This window comes from Lewinella sp. JB7, from assembly GCF_024297185.1.
Taxonomy (GTDB): Bacteria; Bacteroidota; Bacteroidia; order Chitinophagales; family Saprospiraceae; genus Neolewinella.
Window position 1 is genome coordinate 369618 of the sequence record NZ_JANCTD010000002.1, and the last position, 26167, is coordinate 395784.

Sequence of the window (26167 nt, forward strand, 5' to 3'; positions counted from 1 at the left end):
CTATGGAACTTCAAGAGGGAAAGGAAAAATTCATCGAGGCCTGGGGAACGCTCGGCAGCTCCTGGGGCGTCACCCGCACCATGGCGCAGATCCACGCGCTTCTCCTGATCGCGAACGAACCCCTCAGTTCCGACGACATCATGGAGGAGCTGCAGATCAGCCGCGGTAACGTGAATACCACGACCCGCATGCTGCTGGAGTGGGGCCTGGCGCATAAGAAGCTTATTCCCGGCGAACGCAAGGAATTTTTTGTCGCCGAAAAGGATATGTCCAAAGTGGTGAAGAACATCATCATCGCCCGCAAGAAGCGTGAGCTCGAACCCATGCTACGCCTGCTCGACGATCTCACGGGAGTTAAGGGAGAAGAAGCGGAAGCCGAGGAGTTTCGCAGCGTGGTCCGAGATCTGAAACTGTACAGCCACAAGGCAGACTCGGCCCTGGCCGCGCTGGTTAAGGTCGACAGCAACTGGTTCTTCTCCACCTTCCTGACCATGATCAAGTAAGGGCGGTGCTCAGGGTTCGCGCTTGATCACCATCCACCCTCCCCGCGCGTCGTTGGAAAGTAAGGAGAACTCCCGGTCGTAGGGTGGTCGGAGGATCTCCGAGCGCTGGGTTCCCAGGTGCCCGATGACCGTGACCCGCCGCGGTACCTGGTCGCGCTCCGGCAACCTAACCGTTACCTTCCCGGACCGTGGGATATAGATCAGGTAATTGCCCAGGGAATCCGCGGCGGCAACGGCGCCGGAAGGATTTGCCCGTCCCAGCAACCGGTCATCGCGCCGCAGTCGCGTGAAATCATAGTAGCGTTCCACCGTCCGCACCGCCCGGATGCTGTTTAGCCTGGCCTGTGACAGCTCTCCGTAAATTCCGCCGCTCCCGCTTTCGAGCATCCTGCGGTTGAACTCGGGGATATTACTCACCAGCAACTTCCGGGTCAATTCGTCGGTAGTATCCAGGAACACGCCCGCCCGATCCGCGGCGACCCGCAGCGTTTGCCGTTCTTTCCCGGTAAAGGATTCGGATAGACGCAGGTAGTTTCCGCCGTTCGCGCGAATGCGCTTCACGATCTCGAGCCCCGTCGGAAGATCGATGGTGTCTTTCCGTAAATCGAAGCCCATAACGGGACCTTCCGGCGACCGGCTGAGGTAGGTCGAGCCGGCGGGGTCGCAGGAGCAAAAACAAAACATAGCGCAGAGAAGCGCGGTAACAAGAGTCGAAGTAGGCACCGCCCGAAGATAGTGAGCCACCCAGATTAGCTTTGCCCGCCCTAACCCCCAAAACGTATGAACACCACCTCCGTTTCTCTTAACAAATTCGTAGCCGGTACGGGTATCTGCTCCCGCCGGGAGGCCGATCGCTGGATAGAGGCGGGCCGTCTGGCCATCAACGGCCTTACGGCCGTCAAGGGTAATCGCGTCGCGGAGGGGGATGTCGTTACCCTGGACGGAAAACGGCTTTCCTCCAAGCCCCCGCCCGTGTACCTCGCGCTGCATAAACCGGCGGGGGTCACCAGCACCACCGACCGCAAGGACCGGGACAACATCATTGACTTCATCGGTTTTCCGGAACGCATATTTCCCGTAGGCAGGCTCGATAAGGCCTCCACCGGCCTCATTCTACTGACCAACGACGGGGACATCGTCAATCAGATCCTGCGGGCCGAGAACGACCACGATAAGGAATACATCGTGACCGTAGATAAACCGATCACCGAATCCTTCCTGCGACGGATGGCCGGGGGTCTGCCCATCCTGGGCCGTCGTACGAAACGGTGTACCGTGGAACAACTGGACGTGCGGGTCTTTCGGATCATACTGACCCAGGGGCTGAACCGCCAGATCCGGCGCATGTGTGAGTTCCTGGGTTACCGGGTCCGGACCCTTAAGCGCATTCGCATTATGAACGTAGAGCTGGGAGACCTTCCGGTCGGACACTGGCGCAAGCTCTCCCCCGATGAGATGAGCGAGCTCGACCGAATGCTCCGTCCCTGACGTCGGAATACGACACAACTCCCCCCGGGGGAGGGTGTTAACCGGGTAACTTACTTTTGCACCCCAAATACACGAAACCAATGGGTAAAGAACCCCTGAAAACCATCATCATCGGCTCCGGTCCCGCCGGATACACCGCCGCCATCTACGCCGCTCGCGCCAACCTCAGCCCCGTCCTCTACACGGGTCGGGAACCCGGCGGACAGCTGATGATTACGACGGACGTCGAGAATTTTCCCGGCTACCCCGATGGCGTTATGGGTCCCCAGATGATGGAAGACCTGAAGAAGCAAGCCGAGCGCTTCGGTACGGAGATCAAGTACGAACTCATCGACCGGGTCGACTTCGACGGCGACGTGAAGAAGGTATACACCGAAGGGGGCGAAGAAATTCAGGCGCACTCCGTCATCATCTCTACCGGAGCAAGTGCCCGCTGGCTCGGCCTCGAAAGTGAACAGCGCCTGGCTAACCAGGGCGTTAGTGCCTGCGCCGTATGTGACGGATTTTTTTACCGCGGCAAGGAGGTAGCCATCGTCGGTGCCGGCGACTCCGCCTGTGAGGAGGCGCTCTACCTGAGCAACCTTTGTCCGACGGTCCACATGCTCGTGCGCCGCGATGAGATGCGGGCCTCCAAGATCATGCAGGAGCGGGTCAAGAAGCAGAAGAACATCAAAATCTACTGGAACACCGAAACGGAGGAAATTCTCGGTGAAACCGAAGTGACCGGCGTGCGGGTACGCAACAACGTGACCGACGAGGTCCAGGAGATTCCCATCGCGGGCTTCTTCGTGGCCATCGGTCACATCCCGAACACCAAGCTCTTCAAAGGCGTGCTGGAAATGGAAGATACGGGTTACCTGGTGCATAAGCCGGATTCCACCCACACGAACGTTCCGGGAGTTTTCGTCAGCGGCGACGCGGCGGATCACGTATACCGCCAGGCGATCACCGCCGCCGGCACCGGGTGTATGGCGGCGCTGGACGCGGAGCGCTACCTCGGCCAGCAGGGCATCATATAATTACTTACGCTGACTCGCCTTCAGGGTATTCATCAGCAGACTGACCACCGTCATCGGGCCTACCCCGCCCGGGACGGGGGTCATGGCGCTCACCTTATCCTTTAGTCCGACGTAGTCAACGTCCCCCGCTAAGCGGTAGCCCCGGGGGCGACTGCTGTCGTCGACCCGGTTAATGCCGACGTCGATGATGACCGCCCCATCCTTCACCATGTCCGCCGTGACCATTTCCGGAATTCCGATGGCCGCGACAATGATATCCGCCCGGCGGGTGTGCTCCGCCAGGTCTTTGGTGCGACTGTGGCAGAGGGTGACCGTGGCGTTGCCGGGATTGTTCTTCCGGCTCAGGAGGACCGTCATCGGGGTACCGACGATGTTCGAACGACCTAGTACGACGACCTCCTTACCGCTGGTCTCAATACCGTAGCGCTCCAGCATGACCATGATCCCGTTGGGCGTGGCGGGCAGATAGGACTCCAGTCCGAGGGTCATGCGACCGATATTGACCGGCGTGAAGCCATCTACGTCCTTACGTGGGTCGATGGCCAGATTGATGGCGTCCTCGTCGAGGTGATCGGGCAGGGGAAGCTGGACGATGAAACCGTCGACGTCGGGATCCTCGTTGAGTTCCCGTACGATGGACAGCAGTTCCTCCTGGGTGACGCTGGCGGGTCGCCGGATAAGACTGCTCCGAAAACCCACCTCTTCACAACTGCGTACTTTATTGCGAACGTAGACCTGACTGGCGGGGTCCTCCCCCACCAGCACCGCCGCTAAGTGGGGTACCTTGCCCGCGGCAAGCCGAATGGCATCGACGTCGGCCTTTAGTTCCTCCTTAATTGTCTTAGCCAGGGCTTTTCCGTCCAATACTTGCATTCCTTTTCGCGTTTTGCGCCAAAGATAGCCCCGGCTTTTCCTTACTTGCAGCGTATGTCGCAGAATTACCTCCGTGGTCTTTACCTAATGATCTGTTGCGTGTTCGGAGCGCCGTCCTTCGGACAGGAGGTACTGATCACCCAGGGGGGTACCGTCCGCCAGTGTGGAGGGACCTTCATCGACGGCGGCGGGATCGACGGGGATCACGCCTTCGCCGGCACCCGGGAGACCATAACCATCTGCTCCGACAACCGCGACCCGGAAAATTCACACGTGGAACTCAATTTCACGGTTATTGATTTACGGGGCACGCTCACCATACATAACGGAAGCAACGATCAGGCGCCGGTCCTGACCGAAATTACCGCCGACAACAACTCCGACCGGATCCGGGTGGCGGCTACCGCCGCCAACGTAAGCGGTTGCCTGACCGTGGTCTTCACGAGCGCCGGTCGGAAGGCGGGTTGGGAGGCGGACATCGGCTGCGTGGCGGCCTGCCAACCGATAACCGCCCGCCTCGAGTCATCCTCCCCGGCGGTTCAGCCGGGACCGGGCGGATACATCGACGTTTGCGTAGGTGATGAGATCCTCCTCACCGGAACCGGTACCTATCCCGAAAACAACGCCCGTTACCCCCAGAGCGATTCCCGGTCGACCTTCCGCTGGGATTTTCAGGACGGAACCACCGCGACCGGGCGGCAGGTTTCAAAGATTTTCACCGAACCGGGGGGATACACCGTCGGATTGAGTATCATCGACGAGAAGGGGTGTACGAGTCAAAACAGCATCGCCCAGCGGGTACGGGTGTCCGCCCCCCCGGACTGGAACCCCAGTCGCGACGTGCCCCTTCTGATCTGCCCGGGGGAAGCAGTTACCCTCGGCATCGGGAATGAAGCACGTACGGAGGTCAATTTCCAGCCCACGCCCGTCACCCTGAACTTCACCGAACCCCAGCCCTTTTCGGAGCGTATCGACATTCCCGAACAACCAGGCACCCTACTGTCTTCCGACCTATTGCTCCGGGATTTCCCCGCCGGCCAGTTGCTGACTTCCGGCGACGGAATCGTGGAAATATGCGTCACCATCGAGCACAGTTACATCGGTGATCTGTCCATGTGGGTAGAGTGCCCCGACGGTAGCCGGGTGGACCTCCTGCAGTACGATCCCCGCGGCCTGGGTGCTACCAACCAAAAATTTGGCGAGGCCACGGAGGATTGCTCCACCGCCGACGAACCCTTTACTTACTGCTGGTCGAGCAAGGGCTTATACACCGTGCCGACCTACGCCCGAACCCTGCCGCCGGGGGGAGCAACAATCCCTCCGGAAATAACCTACCTGCCTCTGGATGGCTCCTTCGACAACCTGGCCGGTTGTTCGCTCAACGGCGACTGGTCGCTCAATGTCATCGATAACCAGAGCGGAGACTGCGGCACGGTGTATTCCTGGGCAATAACTTTCGCCGACAATCTCGTGACCCCCTCGGAAAGCTTCACCGTTCCGCAGGTGTCCGCGGAGTGGTCAGATTCCGGGATTCATTCCGATTACCGTCCGCAACGGATTACCTATACCGGCAACAACCCCGGCTTCGCAAATCAGCGTCTAATCGCTCAGGACAGTTTTGGGTGCCGCTACGATACGCTTGTTCCCGTCCGCGTTCGGTCGCCCTACAGCGCCGCCTGCTTCTCTTGTCCCGAGCCCCTCACTCCGCCGCGCGACACCTCGGTCTGTGAGGGTACCCCCTTCCGCCCGGGTCTGTCCACTAATCTTCCGCCGGCCGAGGAAACCATCCGGTGGGAGGCCTTTACGGACATGCAATTACCCCGTCCCGGACAGGTATCGGGGGGAGTGTATAGTTCCACGCTCTCGGTAACGGACCAGCGTCCGGCCACGGTGACCAATCCCGCAACCGATATGGGTGACGTGTGTCTCGACCTGACGGGAACCAACGATCTGGCTACCGTGGAAGTGCTGCTGCGTTCCCCCGGAGGTTCGGAGGTAGTCCTGGCTCCCTTCGGCACGCTGAGTGGGACCCGGACGCAGCAGTGTTTCACCCCCGATAACACCACCGCCTGGGCCGCGCTGCGGGGAGCGCGGATCAACGGAGACTGGACACTCGTTCTGCGGGACCGGGCTGCCGGTCAGCGCATTCATCTGACGTCCTGGTCCATTGGCTTTGTCCGCCGTTCGGACGTAACCTACAGCTGGCTGCCGGCCACCTCCGACCTCAGCTGTACCGACTGCCCCGATCCGGTCATCACCCCTTCTCGGTCGGAGCGGTACGTCCTGACCGCACGCAACGCGGACGGGTGTACTTCATTCGCGACCATTGACGTGAACGTGCTTCCCTTCTCCCCAACCTTTACCGCGGACTACCAAATTGCCTGTCGGGGAGATTCCACCGGAGGAATTGACTTGACTCCCAATCAGCCGCTCACCGGAGAAACCTACCGTTGGAGCAATGGCGCGGTTTCCCAGGATCTGGTTGATGTTCCCGAAGGAATCTATTCGCTTACGGTCACGGGAGCGAACGGCTGCACGGAGACCTTTACCTACGAACTGGATTTTCCTCCCCCCCTGACGCTGAACCTCGACCTGCGACAAGACATTGCCTGCGCGGGAGATGCCAGCGGATCGATTCGGACGGATACCGAAGGGGGCTCCCCACCCTACCGGTATGCGTGGAGCGATCCCACGATCGGCGATACCGGTGCGGCAGAGCGCCTTACCGCCGGTACCTACACCGTGACCGTTACCGACCGCCTGAATTGTACGGCCACACTTACGACTACCCTAGCGGAGCCTCCTCCCCTTGGATCCAGGACTACGGCCAGTGCCGTTAGCTGCCGGGGAGGAGCGGATGGCACCGCAGAAACCGTGGCCACCGGCGGTAGCGAACCGTACTTCTACCGTTGGAGCAACGGAGAGAGCGGGGCGCGACTGAGCAGCCTGCCCGCGGGGGAATACTCCGTCACCGTAACGGATGATAACGGGTGTACGGTGATCGATTCGGCAACGGTGGGTCAGCCGGAGGAGGCACTAACCGTAACCCTCGTCGATCCGGTGGCCGCGTGCAACGGGGCGTCCCTGAACGGACTGACCGCGCGGGCCACGGGCGGACTTCCCCCCTACCGCTTCGCCTGGAGTAGCGGCGAATCCGATTCCGTGGCCGTGCGCCTGATGGCCGGGGAGAATTCCGTGGCCGTAACCGACGCCGCCGGTTGTACGGTGGAGCGGACGTTCATCACCGAGGCACGCCCCCCGCTAACGCCGGTCATCGCCGTGGATAGTGAAAACGCCTGCGACCCTTCCCGCCAACACTACCTGGCCGTAGCGGGAGAATACTTCACCTACCGCTGGTCGACCGGTGATACCACCCGCCGCATCCCCGTGGTCGACGGCGTCGTATCCTATGCCGTAACGGTGACGGACGGGGCGGGATGCACCGGAGAATCGACGTATTCCTATACACCCCCGCAGGCCGTCACCTTCACGGTTATACCCACCTCCGTTTCCTGCTTCGGAGCCCGGGACGGGGGACTGAGGATCGAGGATCTGCGGGGACCGGCGGGCAACTCCTCCGATTACGACCTGGTCTGGGGTCCGGGGGCCGACTTTACCGTCGGAGCAACCATAACGGACCGGCCTGCCGGGACCTATTTGCTTACGATTACCGATTCTACGGGCTGCCGCATCGACACTAACCTGACCATTCCTACTCCGGAATTACTCGTCATCAGCGGGCAGCGGACCGAGGTTGATTGTTCCGGGGAGGCGAACGGGGCGATAACGACAATGGTGACGGGGGGAACCGGAAACTACACCTACCGGTGGGAAGACGGCAGTCAGGTGGCGGACCGTCGCGGACTCACCGCCGGCACTTACGCGGTAACGGTCACGGATGAGGGGAACTGCTCGGCGAATGCGCGCTTCACGCTCCGGGAATCCAGCCCGATCACGGTGGAAGCCACCACCGAGCCCGCTACCTGCGGCGGGGAGGCCAGCGGTAGAATTGACATCAACGCCACCGGGGGGCGGGAACCTCTTTCGTACAGTCTAGACAGCATATCCTACGCCAACACACCGAGTCTGGTTGGTATCGGTGCCGGTACCTACGTCGTGTACGTGCGGGACGCGGTCGGTTGTACCGGCCGGGATACGCTTACCGTGGAAGAGCGACCCTCCCTGCTGGTCGACCTGGGTGAGGACCGTGAAATTATTTTCGGCGATAGTCTACTGCTGAACCCCACGGTCACCGGTGCCAGCGGACAGGTTGACTATCAGTGGTCCGCCAGTTATCCCGGTACCCTAAGCTGCGTCGATTGCCCGGCACCGGTAGCTACCCCCCCCTACGAGATCAGTTATAGCTTATCGGCCATGGACGAACTCGGCTGCGAGAGCACGGACGATCTCCAGGTACGCGTCCGCAAGATCCGGGAAGTAGCCGTGCCGACGGGATTCAGTCCTAATGAAGACGGCCGCAACGACCGCCTCCTCGTACACGGTCGTCCCGGGACGCGAGTGCTGCAGTTTACCGTCTACGATCGGTGGGGCGGGGTGATCTTTGAAGACGGCGACTTCGAGGTTAACGATCCTGACCGGGGCTGGGATGGCCAATCCCGGGGCGGCGAACCCGTGAACGGCGGCGTATACCTCTATAAATTACGCGTCGCGTACGAAGACGGCAGCCAGGAAACGCTTGCCGGACAGACCACCCTTATCCGCTAACATGAGGAAGAGAACGTACCACGGCCGAATCCTAAAAGCATTGCTCTTCGTAGTAATTGCTTGCTCCTGCGTCCGCGCCCAGGATGCGCGCTTCAGTCAGCTGTCCACGACCCCCATGCTGAACAACCCGGCACTCACGGGCGTGATGAACGGGACACTGCGACTGAGTGTGAACTACCAGTCCCTGTACACCTCCGTGCAGAATGCCGAAGGGTACCAGAGCGTGGCCGCCGCGGTGGAGTTGCGCAGACCGGTAGGACGCGTGAACTACGTAGGTATTGGCGTGCAGCTGCAGCACGACCGGGCGGGATCGACGGACTTCGTGCGGAGCGTGGGTGCCCTGAGTGCCAGTTATCAGCAGCAGTTGCACTCGGGCGGGCGCGGCGGGCGGTACAGTCACTACCTCAGCGGCGGGGTTCAGGTGGGCGTAGGTCAGCGAGGCTTCGATATTAATAAGCTCTGGTTTTCGGAGCAGTATTTCGTCGATCCGGGTACGCGGGCGGCCTACGTGGACCGCAATCTGGCGACGGGGGAAGCCTTCAGCGGCATCGGGGGGCAACTGTATCCGGACGTCAGTACCGGATTAACCTGGTTTGCTACCTTCGGCGACCGGGCGGGGGCCTACTTCGGGGGCGCGGTGTATCACCTCACCCGCCCCAATGTATCCCCCCTGCCGGAGTATACCGACTTACTTGCGCGGCGCTACGTGGCGTACGGTGGCGGGGAATTGCCCCTGGGACGCGGCTACCTGAGCCTGCTCCCCGCCGCTCGGGTCATGCTGCAGGGGCCGAGCCGTAGCGCGATGGCCGGCGGAAGTCTGCGCTACACCGAGCGGGCATGGCGGGAAGTCGCCCTGCGGGTGGGCACTTACACCCAGATCACGAATGTGCACGAGTCTACCACCGGCCTGGGAGCGTTGGTGGTACTGGTGGGACTGGAGACGGAAGACCTGCAACTGGGTCTGAGTTACGACATCACGACCAGCGGCTTGCGGGAGGTCAACAGTCGGCGGGGTGGCTTCGAACTCAGTATAATCTATACACGCGGAGAGGCCGTCGGTCAGAAAGTACGTTGCCCCACATTTTAGTATAACGAACGAATAATTGGATTGACCACCTAAATTTTGCCAAATTTCGTATTAATTGTCACAACGCCAAAATATTATTCTATTTCTTATATTTCAGATGTGAACGTTTTTAACGTTTCGGCTGTTTACGGTATACGCCTAAACAGACACAACATGAAACATCACAATTTTGGAAAACGAAGTGAGATGGTTTCCTTCGCCGGTTACGACGCGGAAAACCGAACGCTCTATCTGACTTTTCTCAGCGGCGGGACGACGATCGCTTACTTCAACGTGAGTGCCGAATTGTACGATGAACTTGTCCGGTCGCCCTACCCCGATGTCTGTTTACGCTTCAAAATTCAGGCCAAACACCCCTTCCGCCGGGTTGAACCGGCCTTTGAATCCATCGATTACGGCTTTATCAAGTGACCCTTACCTTCGTCCCCCTAAATCGAACGGGATGAAGAGAGCGGATTTAATCAAGCGAATTGGCGAGCGCCGCAGCTTCCTTTGTGTAGGCCTCGATCCGGATTCGGACCGGATACCAAAACGCTTCGCGGGAGATGTACTCGCCTTTAATCGGTGGATCATCGACCAGACCCGCGACCACTGCGTCGCCTACAAACCCAACACCGCCTTCTACGAAGCGATCGGACTGGAAGGCACCCAACTTCTGAAGGATACCATTGACTACATCGGCTCCGATCATCTCATCATCGCCGACGCCAAGCGGGGAGATATCGGAAACACCTCCCGGTATTACGCCCGTTTTGCCTTCGATACCCTGGGCGCGGACGCCATTACCGTAGCTCCCTACATGGGGGCGGACTCCGTGCAGCCCTTTCTGGAATCCCCGGACAAATGGACCATTCTGCTGGCCCTGACCAGTAACCCCGGCGGAGACGATTTTCAGCACACTACGCAGGGCAATACCGACCAGCCTCTCTACGAGCGGGTGATGCGCCGGGCCATGGAATGGGGAACTCCCGACAACCTCATGTTCGTCTGTGGCGCGACGCGCGCCGAACGCTTCGAACACCTGCGCCGCATCGCTCCCGCTCACTTCTTTCTGGTGCCGGGTATCGGCGCGCAGGGGGGTGATCTTGCCGCCGTATGCCGGTACGGGATGAACGAAGACTGCGGTCTGCTGGTAAACAGCAGCCGGGGCATTCTTTACGCGGACGACCCCGCCGCGGCGGCGCAAAAATTGCAGCGGCAAATGGAAGAAGCATTGAATAATTATGCCCCTAAAGTTTTTCAATAAGCGGGAACTATTTACCTTTGCGGGGCTTTCCTAAGGAGGCTGTTACCTGGTGGTTGTAGCTCAGTTGGTTAGAGCGCTGGATTGTGATTCCAGAGGTCGCCGGTTCGAACCCGGTCTTCCACCCGCCCATCGGGGTGTCTTGCTTGCAGGGCACCCCGATTTCTTTTCCCCCACGCTACTGTTTCGGGCTGATTCCCAGGCGGAGGCTCACGATGTGGCTGTAGGTCGAGCGCCCCTCGTTGTCCCCCAGATCGGTGTAGGCGTAGTCGACGAATAGTTGTCCTACCTTCAGGCCGAGCCCTAGGGAAGGACGGGAATTGAGGGCCTCCTGGTTGTCGAAGTCGCGGATCCGCTGCAACTGACTGACGCCCGCGCGCAGAAATACGAAGTCGCCGTAATCGGCCTCCAGCCCGACCGCCGGATCGAGGCTGATGGGGTCCGCGCTGAGCAGGGTGTTGCGCTTGCCGTCGGTGGTGGCGATAAGGTCTACTTCGGCGGTGAGGCCGATCTGCTCCGTGATGTCGAAGGCGCGGGCTACGCCGAGTTCGAAAGTCGGGTTGGTCGTTTCCACGCTATTGATCGGCACCGCGTTGTCGGTGAGTTCCAGGACGTCGCGCTCCGCGTCGGTAAAGGAGAAGCTCCAGGCGTTAAAGGTGGTAGTCACGTCGCGGGCGAGCAGGGCGACCGTCCACCGGTTACGCTGGTACTGGGCACCGAGATCGAGCCCGAATCCCCAGCTACTGGCGAAGGTTCCGATGTTCCGGTGGATCACCTTTACGTTGCCCCCTACCCGCAGTACGCCGGCACCCCGGATGAAGGCCCGTGCATAGGACCCTAGGAAGGCGTAGTCGGCGGCGGAAAACTCCGTTACGTTATCGAAATTGATGGTACCGTCGGCTTCGTACAGCGACAGGGTATTCGGGATTTGATCGATCCCGAAGCGAATCAGGCTCACCCCGATGCGTTGGTTGTTGCTGGACAGGGGCATGGTCACCCCCAGATAATCGTAGTTGCCGACTCCGCCGAACCACTCGGCGTGCATGGCCCCGATCTCGAGTCCGCGCTCCGCCGGCAGGGCGGCTAATCCGGCGGGGTTCCAGGCCGCGGCGTAGACGTCGTTCTGGCTGGCCACCACGGCGGTACCCATGCCGTGGGCCCGCGCCCCCACCCCGATGGATAAAAATTCGTTGCTATACTTCTGCGCGATAGCGGGGAGAGAGAGCAGACAAAGAACGGTCGGGAAGACCAAACAGCGGAAAGATCGGGTCATAGCAAGTGCAAGGTAAACACCGACTTAACGAAAATCCGGTCGTTACCGTCTCTGAGTCGGGAATTATCTCGGGCCGGGCAAAAGTTATTCCCGCGGCCCGGCCCCGGAATCGAACACCAGCAACCGGCCGTGGTACTAGTGAGGCGGACCCGGTTCGGGATTTCCGCCTTACTTTATACATCTATGCATCCCGAAAATGAGCGATTGGCTGCCCGGAAGGTCAGGAAGAATATTTTCTTCATTCTGGTGGCCGTAGTTACGATCGGATTCTTCGAGTTGATCGGCCCTTTTCTGCTGACGTGCTTCTGGGGGGCCGTCCTGGCGGTCATCTTTTTCAACGTCTACCGTCGCCTGCGGGTGCGTTTCCGGCGACACGATAGTCTCGCGGCCGGCGTCACTACCCTACTGGTCGTGCTGTTCGTCATCGTACCCTTCGGCTTACTCACCCTGGCCCTCGTGGAACAGGCGATCGGTCTTTACGGTCAGATCGAATCGGGGAGCTTCAATTCTTCCGTCGTACTGGACTACATCGACACCAGCCTGCCCCAGGTGGCGGACGCCCTGTCCGAGTTTGGCGTCAGTACTGATGACCTCCGCGCCCGTCTAAACACCACCGTCGGTCAGGCCGGACAGTACGTCGCCAACTGGGCCATCGGCTTCGGCGGCAGCCTGCTGAACACCATCATTCAGTTCACTTTGGTGATCTACTTGCTCTATTTTTTCCTCGTGGACGGCTGGGTGATCGAACGCGCCCTCGTCCGTACCATCCCCATGGGCGACGCGCGGGAACGCACGCTGTTCCGCCGGTTTGCCCAGGTGGCCCGGGCGACGCTGAAGGGGACTCTGATCGTCGCCTTCGTACAGGGAGCCATCGGTGGAATACTGTTCGCGATCGTCGGTATTCCCGCCGCCCTCCTCTGGGGGGTTGCCATGATGCTTCTCGCCCTGCTTCCCGTGGGGGGCAGCGCGATCGTTTGGGTGCCGGCGGCCATCATCATGTTTATTCAGGGTGACGTGACGGCGGGCATCATCATCGTCGTCGTCGGCGCTCTCATCATCGGTCTGGTCGATAACCTCCTCCGTCCCCTCCTGGTCGGGCGGGACACGCAGATGCCCGATTACGTCGTGCTGATCTCCACGCTCGGCGGCATCGCGATGTTCGGCCTGAGCGGATTCGTGATTGGTCCCACCGTAGCGGCGCTTTTCATCACCGTTTGGGAGATGATGGGGCAGGATTACGGGGGCAAGGGATAAGGGAGGTTTACAGTCCGCGCCGCCGGACTTCCTGGTCGAGCATGCTAAGTTCGCGGCCGCTTTCTCCCGTGACCGAGGTGTTCTCCTGAGCGCGTCGCAGCAAGTAGGGAAAGACATCCTTAACGGGGCCGTACACCATATACTTGCTCACGTTGTAACCGGCCTCCGCCAGATTGAAGGTCAGGTTCCCGCTCATTCCCAGGAGCTGGGAGAAGCGCAGGTTGGGATGATCGCACCGTATCCCCTTCTCCTGCATGGCCCGGATCAGCTTCACGGTACTGGCTTCGTTGTGACTGGCCAGGCAGCACGCAATTTCGTCGTGGTGCTCCACGCAGTACGCGATCGCGGCGTCGTAATCCCGGTGGGTGGCTTCGATCGTGGGCTGGATGGGCGAAGGTTTACCGGTGGCTTCGGCACGCTTGCGTTCCTTGACCATGTAGGCTCCGCGTACCACTTTAAGGGCCAGTTTGTAGCCATCTTGGCGCGCGCGCAGGTGCGATGTTTTCAGGAAGTCCAAGCGGTCGTGGCGGTACATCTGACAGGTCGTGAATACCGTGTGCTTTTCGCAATTGTAGCGGGACATCATCCGCTCGCAGATCTGGTCGATGCTGTGCTGGATCCAGCTTTCTTCGGCGTCAATGTATACTTCGCTCCCGCGTTCCCGCCCGAGACGGCAAATGCGGTCTAGACGTTCTAAACCTTTTTTTAGCTTGTCGTCCGTAATATTCTCAAAGTCAATGGTCGTATCGTTGAGCTGCTCAAGCAGTTCAAAGGGAATGATACTGGTCAGTTTTACGACGGCGCCGATGACGGAGTCGGTCGATGCGGCGAACTCCACGGCCCGCAGGCTTTCTTCCAGGGCATCGTCACGTCCCCGTTCCGTCGCTTTCCCCTCGGCCCCGAAATCGAGGATACTATCCACTCCCCGCTCGGCCAGAATTTCGATCACCGGTATAGCTTCCTCCAGGGATACGCCACCGACGAACTGTTGGTAAACCGTGTTCTTGACCATCCACTCCGCTCCGGGCAGATTATACTCCACGGCTCGCAGGCCCAGGGAGCCCATGATGCGAGTCAGCCATCGGTTACCCATCAGGCGGAAGAGTCGGCGGGTACCCAGCAGCCGGGCGTCCGAAAGGTGGCGAAAGGTGCTCACCGTATCCCGGAAATCCGGAACCTCAGTGGGTCGAGCGGTGCGAAAATCCTCCAGTGCCTGCTCGGCCAGCGGGAATTGCCGTACCGGCCCGCTCGAATTTTTCATAGATCTCAACTTTGCGGCGCGACTGTTGCGCTGACAACCATTAAACGCAATTGGGCCGCCGAAGTTAGCTGACTTAACATTATGGTCGTAAAACCAAGCCGAACACCGGACTCGTCCCGAGTCTGAGGTGGCTTGCCGTTCCTACGCTTACCTCCCACCGCTTCAGTAGCCGGTACGCCACCCCCAGGCTTACTTCCTCGGTGCGGCTGCGCACTCCGGCGCGTAGAGTTATGGTCGACACCGGCAGGTACTCTACCCCACACCGCAGAGCGGTTTTACTCATGGCCCGTTCCACATCCAGAAACATGGCCACGTTCGGCCCTGGTCGGTAGCTTCCCCCGACCGCTATCCAGCCCGGAACACCGTCCGACGGTAAGGACTGAAACAGTGCGCACGCTAAGGTCAGGGATTTGCTCCAGTGGAATTGCAGCCCCGCCCCGGTCGCCACGGCAAGGTCACCGCCGTATCCGTCTACCGATCGGTAAAGCAGGTCAAAGGCCGCGCCAACGGTCCACCGGTCCGCTACTTTCCGTCCGTAAAGAACCCCTACCCGATTTACCGCGTAACCCGGTGCCGTAAGCGCGGCCATACGCAAGCCGAAGCCTTGCGGTGTCCTCAAACCGACGGAAGTCAGATGAAGTCCCCTTACCCCGAAACGTTGCTCGGTGGTCGCCGCGGCGGTCAGGCGCTCGGTGGTGGCCAGGCCCGCGGGGTTGAGCCACAGGGCATCGGTGCCGGTTGCCGCCAGCCCGGTCCCGCCAAGTTGGCGGCTGCGGGCATCGACGTGGTAACGCAAAGCGGGTTGGGAAAGAAGTGAGCTACTGGCAATAATCAGTAGCAGAAATAGCCGGTACAAACCACGATAATTTACCCTTAAACATAAGGCCTGTGTCCAAAAAGCCGGACCTTCGCCGCATGAATCCGAAACTGACCGCCTTTCAACGGCTGCTGACCATCATGGATGAGCTGCGGGAGCAGTGCCCGTGGGACCGCAAACAGACCTTTCAGAGCCTGCGTAAACTCACCATTGAAGAAACATACGAGCTGGCCGATGAATTACTGAACGAGGACCTGGACGGGATTAAGGAGGAGGTCGGCGATCTCCTCCTGCACATGGTTTTCTACGCCCGGATCGCCTCCGAACGCGGAGCCTGGGATATCGCCGATGCCCTCCATACCGTTTGTGATAAGCTCGTCAAGCGGCACCCGCACATTTACGGCGACGTGGTTGCCGAGGACGAAGCGGCCGTGAAGCGCAACTGGGAACAGATCAAACTCGCGGAGGGGAAGGGGAAGAAGACGGTATTGTCCGGCGTACCCGTCGCGCTCCCCGCCGTGGTCAAAGCCATGCGCATGCAGGAAAAGACGGCGCAATTCGGCTTCGACTGGGACAACGCCGATCAGGTGTGGGACAAGGTGGAGGAAGAGATGCGGGAGTTTCGGGAGGCGGACACCACCGCCGACCGCGAGGCGGAGTTCGGAGATCTTCTCTTCAGCCTGATTAACTACGCCCGGTGGCGGGGCATCGACCCGGAAACGGCCCTCGAGAGGACGAACCGGAAGTTTCGCCAGCGGTTCGAGTACGTCGAGTCAAGGGCCGGCGAGGGGGGGCTGTCCGGCATGACGCTTCCGGAGATGGAGAAGTTATGGCAAGCGGCCAAGGCGGAGGACTGACGGCAAAACCTTACCTTTGCCCGCCCTTAAGCGGACCCTGGGACGGATAAACCATCCATCCGGGTCAGTGGTTAAAAATACTTTACAGGATTTACCGTAGTAGCATGGATAAGATTGAGCTCAAAGTGATGGCCATCAGCCGCAGCGTAACCCAGTCGCTGAACTACGCCGTGGTACTGGGAGAGACCAACGGCCCGCGTCGTTTGCCCGTCATTATCGGGAGTGCGGAGGCCCAGGCGATCGCGATCGCCATCGAGGGCATGACCGGCCCGCGCCCCATGACGCACGATCTCTTTAAGAATACGCTCGAGACCCTGCGGACCGATTTGCGGGAGATCATCATCAGCGACATCAAGGAAGGCATCTTCTACGCCCGCCTCGTGCTGGACCGTGAGGGCGAGATCATTGAGGTCGACAGCCGTACCAGCGATGCCCTGGCGTTGGCTACCCGCTTCGACTGCCCGATCTACACCTACGAGATGATTCTGCAGAACGCGGGTATCGTCCTGGAAGGCGAGGGTGAGGAAGACATGCACGTGCAGGATCTTTCCGACGGCGGCAACCGACAGTCCGACAACCTATCCAGTTATACCGTAGGTGAGCTGAATACGATGTTGGAAGACGTGCTCAGCGAGGAAAACTACGAACGCGCCGCGCAGATCCGGGACGAGATCAAGCAACGTAAATCGAGCTAGCCCCCCAGCTGCGTTACATCTATTTTCCGGTCTACCTTACGGATTAATCCGGCAAGGATCCCCCCCTTGCCACCGACCTCCACGAAGCGGTCCGCTCCGGCCGCCCGCATATTTTCGATGGTCTGCGTCCACCGCACGGGACCGGTCAACTGAGCGATCAATTTGCGGCGGATATCCACCGGATCCACGCTTGCCCCCGCATCGATGTTCTGATAGATTTCGCAGCGCGGCGGACTGAAGGTTGTTTGCGCGATGGCCTCCTCCAACCGTTCCCGCGCGGGCTCCATGAGCGGGCTGTGGAAGGCGCCACCGACCGGTAGCGGAACCACCCGTCGGGCACCGAGGTCCGTCAGGATCTTACCGGCCCGTTCGACGCCGGCAACCGACCCCGAAATGACCAGCTGCCCGGGACTGTTATAATTTGCCGGTACGACGATGTCTTCCAACTCGGCGCAGGCCGTTTCGATCAGGGCATCGTCGAGCCCCAGTACGGCAGCCATCGTTCCCGGTTGGGCATCGGCGGCGTCCTGCATGGCCAGTGCCCGCTCGCTCACCAGTCGTAACGCATCGGGGAAGGTGAGCGCGCCGGCGGCTACGAGTGCCGAAAATTCCCCCAGGCTATGACCGGCCACCGCGTCGGGCGCCGGTGCTTCTTCCGCCGTGAGGTAAGACACGCAGGAGTGCACGAATATGGCCGGTTGCGTAATGCGGGTTTGACGTAATTCCTCCTCATCTCCCTCGAACATGACACGGGAAAGGGAAAATCCCAGCACCTCATCGGCCTGCTGGAAGAGCGATTTGCCCAGTCCGCTGAGGTCATACAGATCTTTGCCCATACCGGTGAATTGGGCGCCCTGGCCGGGGAAAACGTAAGCGGTCATATTCTGCAAATTTATCGCGGTCAATCAAAGCGGCCAATCTACAGTAAACAGTGCCATAATCCGGTCAGATTGCCCAAATAGTCTCACTGACCATCGCCGGATCGATAGCTTTGCGGCATGCAAATACGAAGCATCGGACGAATCGCCGCCCTGAGCGGGGCACTCAGCGTAGCCCTCGGAGCCTTCGCCGCTCACGGCCTGCGGGACCTCGTGGACCCGGCGCAACTGGCCATTTTCGAAACCGGAGTACGCTACCAATTTTATCACACCTTCGCGCTGGCGTGCGCGGCCGCCCTGAGCGGACGCACGGGAGTCGATGCCGGTCGTCTGCGACTGGCCGTGTACCTCTGGGTCACCGGCATGCTGCTTTTTTCCGGATCGCTCTACTTACTCAGCTTACGGGAGCTTCACCACTTACCCGTGGGCATTCTGGGACCGATCACCCCGGTTGGCGGTCTTTTACTCATCGGCGGTTGGGCGGCTCTCTTTTTCTCCTTCAAACGTACTACCGTATGACTCCCTTTTTTCGTGCATTGCTTCCGATGCTGGTTGTCGTCGTGGTTGCTGTCGGCTGTCATCGCAAGCTCGGCTCTCCGGAGGTGGCCCCCGAACTGTATTCGATAACCGATTCCGTCGGTGTGGACACGTCTACCACGCTTATCCGTAGCATGCAGGCAACGATCCGGCCCTACGCCAGTCAGCTTGACACGCTCATGAATCGCGTACTGGCCGAGGTGAGACTTCCCCTGCTGAAGGGCCAGCCGGAAAGTAGTCTGGGCAACTGGACCGCGGACCTGATCGCCCGGGCGGCGGAGGAGCTGTTTCCCGACCATACGGTGGCCTTCGCCGTACAAAACCAGGGGGGACTCCGGGTGACGGAAATCGGGACGGGCCCCCTCCTGGTCTCCGAACTGTACGCCCTGATGCCCTTCGATAACGAACTGGTGTTGGTCGCCCTCACGGGCACCGAGCTCCGCGAATTCATGAAGCATACCCTCAACGACGGGGGATGGCCGGTCAGCGATAGGCTGCGGGCGGAACGCCGCGGCAGTGAAATCAACCTATGGGTGGACGGACAGCCGGTAGCGGATAACGAAGTCTATTACGTGGCCATGCCCGATTATGTCGCCAACGGAGGCAGCGATGCCGCCATGCTGGTCGGTAAACCGCAAATCGGGAGCGGCCGGCTGATTCGAGACCTACTCATTGAATACGCGGCCAGGAGTGCCGGACCGATAGCGGTCGTACCCGACGGTAGCCGCACCAAAATTTCCGATTAGTGAACAGACGCATTTTTCTTCGCCAGGCAGCCGTCGGTGGTGGACTGTTGCTACTACCCGCCCTCGCCAACGCCTTGCCCGGAACGCGGGGTCGGCGGCTGACCATACTGCACACCAACGACTGGCACAGCCAGATCGACCCCTTTCCCGACGATGGGGGTCGCAACGCGAACCGCGGAGGCGTGCTGCGGCGGGCGGCCCTCATCCGGCAGATCCGACGGGCGGAAACCAACGTCTTGTTATTCGATAGCGGCGACATTTTCCAGGGAACCCCCTACTTCAATTTCTTTCTCGGCGAACCGGAGATCAAGTTGATGAGCCAGATGGGCTACGATGCCGCCACCATCGGAAATCACGATTTTGACGGGGGCATCGAAAACCTGGCGATGCAGCTCCGGCACGCGAACTTCGCGATGGTCAGCGCTAACTACGATGTCTCCGCCACTCCCCTACGCGACCGGGTGGAGCCGTATAGCATTTTTGATCGCGGGGGCATCCGGGTAGGCGTTTTCGGCCTGGGTATCGAGTTGGCCGGACTGGTACCGGAAAAGCTGTACGGGAATACGGACTACGCGGATCCCATTGAAAGGGGCAACGAAACGGCCCGCCGACTGCGGGAGCGGGAAAAGTGCGATCTGGTGGTCTGCCTGAGCCATCTGGGTTACCGGTACCGCGACGATAAAGTGAGCGACGTGGTCCTGGCGCGGGCCTCCAAAGACATCGACCTCATCCTCGGTGGCCATACCCACACCTTCCTGGACGAGCCCGTTACGGTAGACAATGCGGAGGGTGTGCCCGTGATCATCAACCAGGTGGGTTTCGCCGGTCTGCGGCTGGGACGGCTAGACATCGCGTTTCCGGGCGGCGGCGCGCGCAGCTGCGTCGCTTGTAACAATTTGCGGGTATAGACGGCCCGGTCACGCAGGCTGCTTATGTCAAAATTGCCGTTCCGGCGGAGAATCCACGCCAAACAAGATTTTGTGATAAAAGTCGGTCGATCGTTTGCCATAGTGGACGGCGAAGCCTCATATTTGCTACCCGCCCGGATGGCTACGGGCACCCCTTTAGGACTCAAGATTAGGGTTAAATCGTCCCTTTGCTGAATGCCCCGAGCACTCACCGGTCTGGCTTCCGGCACCTTGTTTCCGTCGGTAACTTACTGATATATACACGTTTTTCTTCACCACCTGCGGCCGTAGTGCCTGCCGTCGGGAACGACTTTTACTGTGCAACTGGGAATACAAATGGATCACGCCACCGTCTGGGAAAAATGCCTGCTCATCATACGCCAAAGCGTTGATCCGCAGAGTTATCAGACGTGGTTTGCCCCCATCCGACCGGTTGCCCTCAATACTAACGAGCTGACCATTCAGGTCCCCCACCGGCTGTTCTACGAATTTCTGGAGGAGCACTACATCGACGTTCTGAAGCGCGCGCTGAACCACGCCCTCGGCACCGCGGGCCGTCTGCAGTACCGCATCAAACCCACCAAGCAGGAGCCTACGAGCTTCCCTTCGCCAGCGGGCAACGATCGGGGGCAGCGGGCGCCTACGCCCAGTAATCCGTTTGTCATCCCGGGCATGACGCGTCCCCGCATCGACAGCAACCTGGACGGCAAGTACACCTTTTCCAACTTCATCGAAGGGGATTGCAACAGCCTGGCCCGTAACGCGGCGAAGGCCGTGGCCGATAACCCGTCGAACACGGCCTTTAACCCCCTGGTCATTCACGGTCCGGTGGGCCTCGGCAAGACCCACCTCCTCAAGGCGGTGGGCAATCACATTACGGCTAAGTTCCCGCAGAAATCGGTTCTGTACGTGACGACCGACGAGTTTACAAATCAGTTGGTGACCAGTATCGGTAATAACAGCACCAACGACCTGGTCAACTGGTACCAGAACGTGGATGTCCTCCTGGTCGACGATATTCAGCAACTCATCAAACGCAAAAAAACGCAGGACGTCTTTTTCAATCTGTTCAACGTGCTGCGCCACAACAACAAGGCCATCGTAATGACCTGCGATCGGCCCATCATTGAACTAGACATCGAGGAACGGCTCCGCTCCCGTTTCCAGTGGGGCCTGACGGCCGATCTGAGCGCTCCCGCCCTGGAGACGCGCATGGCGATTCTGGCCTCTAAAGCAAGCGCGAACGAGGTCAGTATCGCACCGCCGGTCATGGAGTTCATCTGCTACCACATCCAGAATAACATCCGGCAACTCGAGGGGGTGCTTAATAACCTCGTGCTGCACAGCGGCGTCAACAACGGCAAGGAGATCGATCTGGACCTGGCCAAACAGGTACTCAAGAACTTCGTCACGGAAATCAATAAGGAAGTGACCCCGGAGGTCATTCAGCGCACGGTCGCGGAATACTATGACCTGGAAGTCGACAAACTCTCCAGTTCTACCCGTCGGCGCCACGTGGTGATGGCCCGGCAAATCAGCATGTTCCTGGTCAAACAGTTCACCGACCAAAGCCTGAAAGCCATCGGTCGGCTCTTTGGGGGCCGGGACCACAGTACCGTGCTCTACTCCATCAAAACCGTCCGCGACCTGATGGAAACCAACGACGAGATCAAAAAGGACCTGGCGGATCTCGAACGACGTATTCGCGCGGGGCAGGGAGACGGCCCGGGGCCTCTCTAGTCAACCCCGTCGTCCGCGCCGCAACCATGTCCCGTACCGCCGGTTAGTGTGAGAAACTACCATGCGTCGATTCGCTCTCCTGTCCCTGACGGCTTGCGTCATTCTGCTCCTCGGTTTCGCTTGCGGACAAACCGAGCACCTACAGGGAAAAGCACTCTACGCCACCCACTGCAGCAACTGCCACCTGGATGAGGGCCAGGGGCTCCGGCAACTCATTCCCCCCCTGGCCGGATCCGATTATCTGCGGGAGCGGCCCGCTGACGTCGTGCGGGGAATACGTCACGGTATGGCGGGCCCCATGCTGGTCAACGGAGTGACCTACGACCACCCGATGCCGGCGAACGTCGACCTTACTGATTTCCAGATCGTCAACATCGTCAACTACATCAATACGGCCTGGGGCAACCAGTACGATCTGGTCACGGTCAGTGAGGTAAGAAGCTGGTTATCCACGGAATAGCCGGTGGCGGACCGACACGGGGATAGTAGCCCAAACCACGTTACTAAAATTCGTACTTTGGCAGCCGACAAACCACTGGCGCCGCGTTATGAATGAACGTCTACTCCTCGCTTTTTTATTCGCTTTGCTTTCTTCCTTTACTTGGGGACAGGGCGGTCCCTGCGGCAGCGTATCAATCTCCAACGCCGACACGCTCCAGATCTGCGAGGGTGACATCGTCGAACTTCGGCAGACCAATACCCTGTCGAATCCCACGTTTCGCTGGGCGCCGGCGGAAGGCTTTCTGGACCCCGTCACCGATGCGAGCCCCCGGGTGCAGCCTGCATTCAGCGGGTACTACCGCGTAACGGCAAGTGACCTGAGTGGCTGCTCCGTGAGCGACAGCATTTACATAGACGTAGACCGGCTGGTAGTCCCCTCCCTCATCGGCCCCACCACGGTATGCCAGGGCACACCTACCGACCTACTTACTCAAGCGGTCGATGATGTCGGCGACTCCCGCTATATCCTCCTCCGGGGTCAGGACACCCTATCCCAATCCCGCGACCCCAACTTTACCGTTCGCCCCGACCGCCGGTCCACCTACACCCTCATCTCCCTCTCCGATAACGGCAGTTGTGAGAACCGGCAATCGGTGACCATCAACGTTACGCCGGGTTTTCTCGACATTCCGCAAGACACCGTGTTCGCGTGCCGCGGACTGGACAGCATCGTACTGACCGTCATCGACACCCCCAGTATGGAGCGGACGATCACCTGGTCGCCGAGTCGCTTCAATCTCAGCCCGCCCACCGGCAACACCTATACCGTCCGCCCCGTGGCCGATATCACCTACTTCGTAGAAGCTACGATCAACGGCTGTCAACTCATCGACTCCGTGGCGATTCGCCTGGACAGTCTGCCGGAAGATCTGAGCCTGACCGTGGACCCGGAGAAAGATCCTTATTGCCAGGGGGATACGATTATCGTGCGCTCGCCCGTGTACGACGCCGGCGACTTTCCCCTCATTACGCACGACTGGGCGGGGTCTCTGGGGCTTCAGAGTCCGCGCGACCTGTACAACGCCGTCTTTACCGCCCAGGATACGACCGTCCTGCGCCGAATCACCGTCAATGGAGGCTGCCGCGACACCGCCGAAGTCGCAATCAACGTCATCACGCCACCGGTGATCACCTTCGAGCCTGCCGATCCGATCGTGTGTGCCGGCGAACCGGTCCAGATCACCGCTACCTTCACTTCCGGTTCGGGATCGCTGACCTGGACCGATCCGGGCGGTACCCTGAGTTGTACGGAATGCCTCGATCCGGTAGCTACGGTCAATACGACCACCGAATACGCGATCAAGGTTCAAACGGGGGACTCTCAGTGCAGCAGTGACCTGACCTATACCGTCCGGGTACAGCCCGTGATCGAACCGACACTGACTGAGGAGATCACGCTTTGTCCGGGAGAATCGCGCCAACTCATTGTCGGTAACACCGTGGCGGGTTACACTTACCGCATTACCGGCGGGGGCGTCGACCTTAACGACCCCACCGCTAGCGTAACCCCTACCGAAACCACCACCTATACCATTACATCCACCGGAGATTGCGGTACGGCGTCTCAGACGATCACCCTGATCGTCGCCAACAACTACAGCGTAGAAGCTACGGCACCGTCTACGGTTTGCGCCGGAGAAAATCTGACGCTATCCGCGGCGCCGACCCCGGCGGGGATTACGGGCACTTACGTATGGCTGCTCCCCAACGGTACGAGTCGCTCCGGTCAGGAGATCAGTGTTCAGGATCCCCAAACGGGCACCTATACCGTGACCTTCACCGACGCCCGCGGTTGTTCCACCGCAACGGATGCCGTAGAGGTAGAAGTGCTGGGACAGACCGTAATACCCGTCATCACCGCCACCCTTGTCGACGGCACGACCGTGACCTCCGGCGCCGGACTCTTCGCGGGGAATGACGTGATCCTGCGCGTGACCAACGTGCCGGCCGGCCTCAACTTCACCTACGAATGGTCGGGCAATTACACCCCGGCCACCGCTACCGGGGAAGAGATCTTCGTCTCGGTACCGCGAAGCTCCGGTCAGCCGCAACCCCTGAGCTACACCGTCACCCTGACGAGCGATCAGGGCAGTTGTACCTTTCAGGCAACGATCGTACTTCCCGTCGAACAATCCCGGGTGGAAGCGCCCGACTTTTTTACGCCGGACAACGACGGACGGAACGATCTTTTCCGTCTGTTCTTCAACGGACAGATTACGGATTACACCATGATCGTCTATAATCGCTGGGGGCAAAAGGTATTTACGAGTGACGATCCGCTCGAAGGCTGGGACGGTACCAAGGACGGTACTCCCCAAACCGCGGACGTTTACCTTTACCTCGCTAAGTTTCGGCAGGACGGCGTTGAACTGCAGAAAGACGGCCAGGTAAGCCTGGTACGCTAACCTAAATGTTTGCTTGATGCCCGAAGGCGGAGTAGAAGACAGAAAACCGAAGTGGCTCCGGAGACTGGAGCGGGAGAGTTGGCAACCCGAGCTCATCATTTCCGGTGCCGCGATACTCGGTAGTCTGCAATTGCCCGGCCTGATCGAACACGCCGAACAGTACTTTCTCCTCAACTACGATCGCGACACCCTTTTCATAGGATACGTCGCCGCGATCTACTGGCGCCTCCTGGCTAGTGGATTGATCGTGACCTTCATACTTCACTTCGTCGTACGGGCCCTATGGATCGGACTGGCCGGCCTGAACTCCGTTTTCCCGGGTGGATTCAAAACGAATGAGCGCTTCAGTCTTCACTACCAGGAAAACATGAAGGCGGAGTACGGCGACGTAGACGGGCTCATCAGTCGGCTGGACCGCTTCGGAAGCGGCATCTTCGGTGTAGCCTTCGCCACGGCCGGCGTTTTTCTGAACTTCGGCTTCATCGGATTGATTTTCATTGTGCTACACAGTTGGTTGATCGAGTATGGATTCGCGCCCCGGCAGGTATTGTACCTGATCGGTGCTCTCCTGTTGCCGCTCCTGATCATTTCGGTCATTACGATGATCAGCCATACCAAGAAATTTCGGGATACCGCCTTCGTGCGTCGCTGGCAGTGGCCCATATCCCTGTTTGTTTCCCGTTTTACTTATCCCCTGGCCCGCCGCTATATCGTTACGGCCAGTAACCTCGTAACGTCGTACTACGCCGACCGGAAGGACTTTCTGGGTTACTTCGTACTGGGAATACTGGCGATTTCGGGTCTGGGAATGGCAGCTTCGGTGAATAACCCCAACACGCTGTACTTCGTGGATCCCGTGTACCACCGGCTTGCCGCCGACAGTTTGCTGCTGCCGTCAGCTTCTGTGGGGGATGAAACCTACGAGGGCATCTACGTCCGCCCCCTGCTCGATCGTACCCTACCCATATCGGAACGGGGGATGGCCGTCTGGATCCCCCTGCCGGAACGGGAGATGTTCTATCTCGAAGGCAACTGTAGCCTGCCGGAAGTCGACGAAGACCTGCCGCGGGAAGATCGCCGGGGGCTGCGGCGGGAGTGGCTCGTGGCCTGCGGCAAGGAGTACATTGAAATCGAACTGAACGGTCGTCCCTGTAGGGAATTTCAGCTCGAACGACAGTACCTGAAGAACGAGGCGGGGGATCAATACGGGATGCGCGCCTTTATCCCGGACCCGCCCCTGCGCCCGGGAAAAAATCTGCTCCGCATCGTCACGCAGTACCCTCACGAAGAAACCGGAGACCCGCGGGTTGCGTACGTTCCGTTTTACCACTATTAATGGCCCCAACCTTTTGTTTTA

General features: G+C 59.8%; 23 protein-coding genes and 1 tRNA gene. 18 read left to right on the forward strand and 6 right to left on the reverse strand.

What is annotated here, in order from left to right:
• Positions 1-2: 2 nt before the first annotated feature.
• Positions 3-503, forward strand: a complete 501-nt coding sequence (locus NMA52_RS05045; protein ID WP_254826558.1) for a GbsR/MarR family transcriptional regulator — start codon at positions 3-5, stop codon at positions 501-503.
• A 9-nt stretch (positions 504-512) separates the two neighbouring features.
• Here NMA52_RS05045 and NMA52_RS05050 read toward each other — a convergent pair whose 3' ends face one another.
• Positions 513-1187, reverse strand: a complete 675-nt coding sequence (locus NMA52_RS05050) for a hypothetical protein (protein WP_254826559.1) — start codon at positions 1185-1187, stop codon at positions 513-515.
• A 96-nt stretch (positions 1188-1283) separates the two neighbouring features.
• Here NMA52_RS05050 and rluF point away from each other — a divergent pair, with 96 nt between their 5' ends.
• The gene (gene rluF / locus NMA52_RS05055; protein ID WP_254826560.1) at positions 1284-1991 is read left to right on the forward strand and encodes a 23S rRNA pseudouridine(2604) synthase RluF; all 708 of its coding nucleotides are present in this window, start codon (positions 1284-1286) and stop codon (positions 1989-1991) included.
• Between the two features lie 80 nt (positions 1992-2071).
• On the forward strand, positions 2072-3010 hold the full coding sequence (gene trxB / locus NMA52_RS05060; RefSeq protein ID WP_254826561.1) for a thioredoxin-disulfide reductase: 939 nt from the start codon (positions 2072-2074) through the stop codon (positions 3008-3010).
• Here trxB and folD read toward each other — a convergent pair whose 3' ends face one another.
• Entirely contained in the window at positions 3011-3883 is an 873-nt protein-coding gene (gene folD / locus NMA52_RS05065) for a bifunctional methylenetetrahydrofolate dehydrogenase/methenyltetrahydrofolate cyclohydrolase FolD (protein ID WP_254826562.1), read from the reverse strand.
• 54 nt (positions 3884-3937) lie between these two features.
• Between folD and NMA52_RS05070 the strand changes: the two genes are divergently transcribed.
• The 5 genes from NMA52_RS05070 (at position 3938) to NMA52_RS05090 (ending at position 11065) form a co-directional block, all read left to right on the forward strand.
• A complete protein-coding gene (locus tag NMA52_RS05070; protein ID WP_254826563.1) occupies positions 3938-8608 on the forward strand; it encodes a proprotein convertase P-domain-containing protein in 4671 nt (1556 codons plus the stop codon).
• 40 nt (positions 8609-8648) lie between these two features.
• Positions 8649-9695 (forward strand): PorP/SprF family type IX secretion system membrane protein, encoded by a 1047-nt coding sequence (locus NMA52_RS05075; protein WP_254826564.1) that lies wholly within the window; start codon positions 8649-8651, stop codon positions 9693-9695.
• A 153-nt stretch (positions 9696-9848) separates the two neighbouring features.
• A complete protein-coding gene (locus tag NMA52_RS05080) occupies positions 9849-10106 on the forward strand; it encodes a KTSC domain-containing protein (RefSeq protein ID WP_254826565.1) in 258 nt (85 codons plus the stop codon).
• A 31-nt stretch (positions 10107-10137) separates the two neighbouring features.
• Positions 10138-10941 carry an orotidine-5'-phosphate decarboxylase gene (gene pyrF, locus NMA52_RS05085; protein ID WP_254826566.1) on the forward strand — a complete coding sequence of 268 codons (804 nt, stop codon included), beginning with the start codon at positions 10138-10140 and terminating at the stop codon, positions 10939-10941.
• Between the two features lie 48 nt (positions 10942-10989).
• Positions 10990-11065: transfer RNA gene (locus tag NMA52_RS05090), tRNA-His, on the forward strand.
• 51 nt (positions 11066-11116) lie between these two features.
• On the opposite strand, the gene NMA52_RS05095 is transcribed toward NMA52_RS05090, so the two are convergent.
• A complete protein-coding gene (locus NMA52_RS05095; RefSeq protein WP_254826567.1) occupies positions 11117-12211 on the reverse strand; it encodes a PorV/PorQ family protein in 1095 nt (364 codons plus the stop codon).
• Positions 12212-12394: 183 nt separating this feature from the next.
• Between NMA52_RS05095 and NMA52_RS05100 the strand changes: the two genes are divergently transcribed.
• Positions 12395-13465: an AI-2E family transporter gene (locus NMA52_RS05100; protein WP_254826568.1), complete on the forward strand. Its 1071-nt coding sequence runs from the start codon at positions 12395-12397 to the stop codon at positions 13463-13465.
• Positions 13466-13472: 7 nt separating this feature from the next.
• On the opposite strand, the gene NMA52_RS05105 is transcribed toward NMA52_RS05100, so the two are convergent.
• The gene (locus NMA52_RS05105; protein WP_254826569.1) at positions 13473-14726 is read right to left on the reverse strand and encodes a proline dehydrogenase family protein; all 1254 of its coding nucleotides are present in this window, start codon (positions 14724-14726) and stop codon (positions 13473-13475) included.
• 79 nt (positions 14727-14805) lie between these two features.
• Positions 14806-15522: a hypothetical protein gene (locus NMA52_RS05110; RefSeq protein WP_254826570.1), complete on the reverse strand. Its 717-nt coding sequence runs from the start codon at positions 15520-15522 to the stop codon at positions 14806-14808.
• A gap of 119 nt (positions 15523-15641) precedes the next feature.
• On the opposite strand from NMA52_RS05110, the gene mazG reads away from it, so the two are divergent.
• Positions 15642-16400, forward strand: coding sequence for a nucleoside triphosphate pyrophosphohydrolase (gene mazG / locus NMA52_RS05115; protein ID WP_254826571.1), 759 nt, complete (start codon positions 15642-15644; stop codon positions 16398-16400).
• Between the two features lie 104 nt (positions 16401-16504).
• A complete protein-coding gene (locus tag NMA52_RS05120; protein ID WP_254826572.1) occupies positions 16505-17095 on the forward strand; it encodes a bifunctional nuclease family protein in 591 nt (196 codons plus the stop codon).
• Here NMA52_RS05120 and fabD read toward each other — a convergent pair.
• Positions 17092-17976, reverse strand: coding sequence for an ACP S-malonyltransferase (gene fabD / locus NMA52_RS05125; RefSeq protein WP_254826573.1), 885 nt, complete (start codon positions 17974-17976; stop codon positions 17092-17094). The genes NMA52_RS05120 and fabD overlap by 4 nt on opposite strands.
• Positions 17977-18093: 117 nt before the next feature.
• On the opposite strand from fabD, the gene NMA52_RS05130 reads away from it, so the two are divergent.
• From NMA52_RS05130 to NMA52_RS05160, 7 genes are all read left to right on the forward strand, one after another.
• Positions 18094-18492, forward strand: coding sequence for a DUF423 domain-containing protein (locus NMA52_RS05130; protein WP_254826574.1), 399 nt, complete (start codon positions 18094-18096; stop codon positions 18490-18492).
• On the forward strand, positions 18489-19256 hold the full coding sequence (locus NMA52_RS05135) for a 5'-nucleotidase C-terminal domain-containing protein (protein ID WP_254826575.1): 768 nt from the start codon (positions 18489-18491) through the stop codon (positions 19254-19256). The genes NMA52_RS05130 and NMA52_RS05135 overlap by 4 nt, the downstream gene beginning before the upstream one ends.
• Complete coding sequence (locus NMA52_RS05140; protein ID WP_254826576.1) at positions 19256-20164, forward strand: metallophosphoesterase; 909 nt, start codon at positions 19256-19258, stop codon at positions 20162-20164. The genes NMA52_RS05135 and NMA52_RS05140 overlap by 1 nt, the downstream gene beginning before the upstream one ends.
• A gap of 336 nt (positions 20165-20500) precedes the next feature.
• A complete protein-coding gene (gene dnaA, locus NMA52_RS05145) occupies positions 20501-21904 on the forward strand; it encodes a chromosomal replication initiator protein DnaA (protein ID WP_254826577.1) in 1404 nt (467 codons plus the stop codon).
• Between the two features lie 61 nt (positions 21905-21965).
• A complete protein-coding gene (locus NMA52_RS05150) occupies positions 21966-22364 on the forward strand; it encodes a cytochrome c (protein ID WP_254826578.1) in 399 nt (132 codons plus the stop codon).
• A gap of 88 nt (positions 22365-22452) precedes the next feature.
• On the forward strand, positions 22453-24810 hold the full coding sequence (locus NMA52_RS05155) for a gliding motility-associated C-terminal domain-containing protein (RefSeq protein ID WP_254826579.1): 2358 nt from the start codon (positions 22453-22455) through the stop codon (positions 24808-24810).
• 16 nt (positions 24811-24826) lie between these two features.
• The gene (locus NMA52_RS05160; protein ID WP_254826580.1) at positions 24827-26146 is read left to right on the forward strand and encodes a hypothetical protein; all 1320 of its coding nucleotides are present in this window, start codon (positions 24827-24829) and stop codon (positions 26144-26146) included.
• Positions 26147-26167 lie beyond the last annotated feature (21 nt).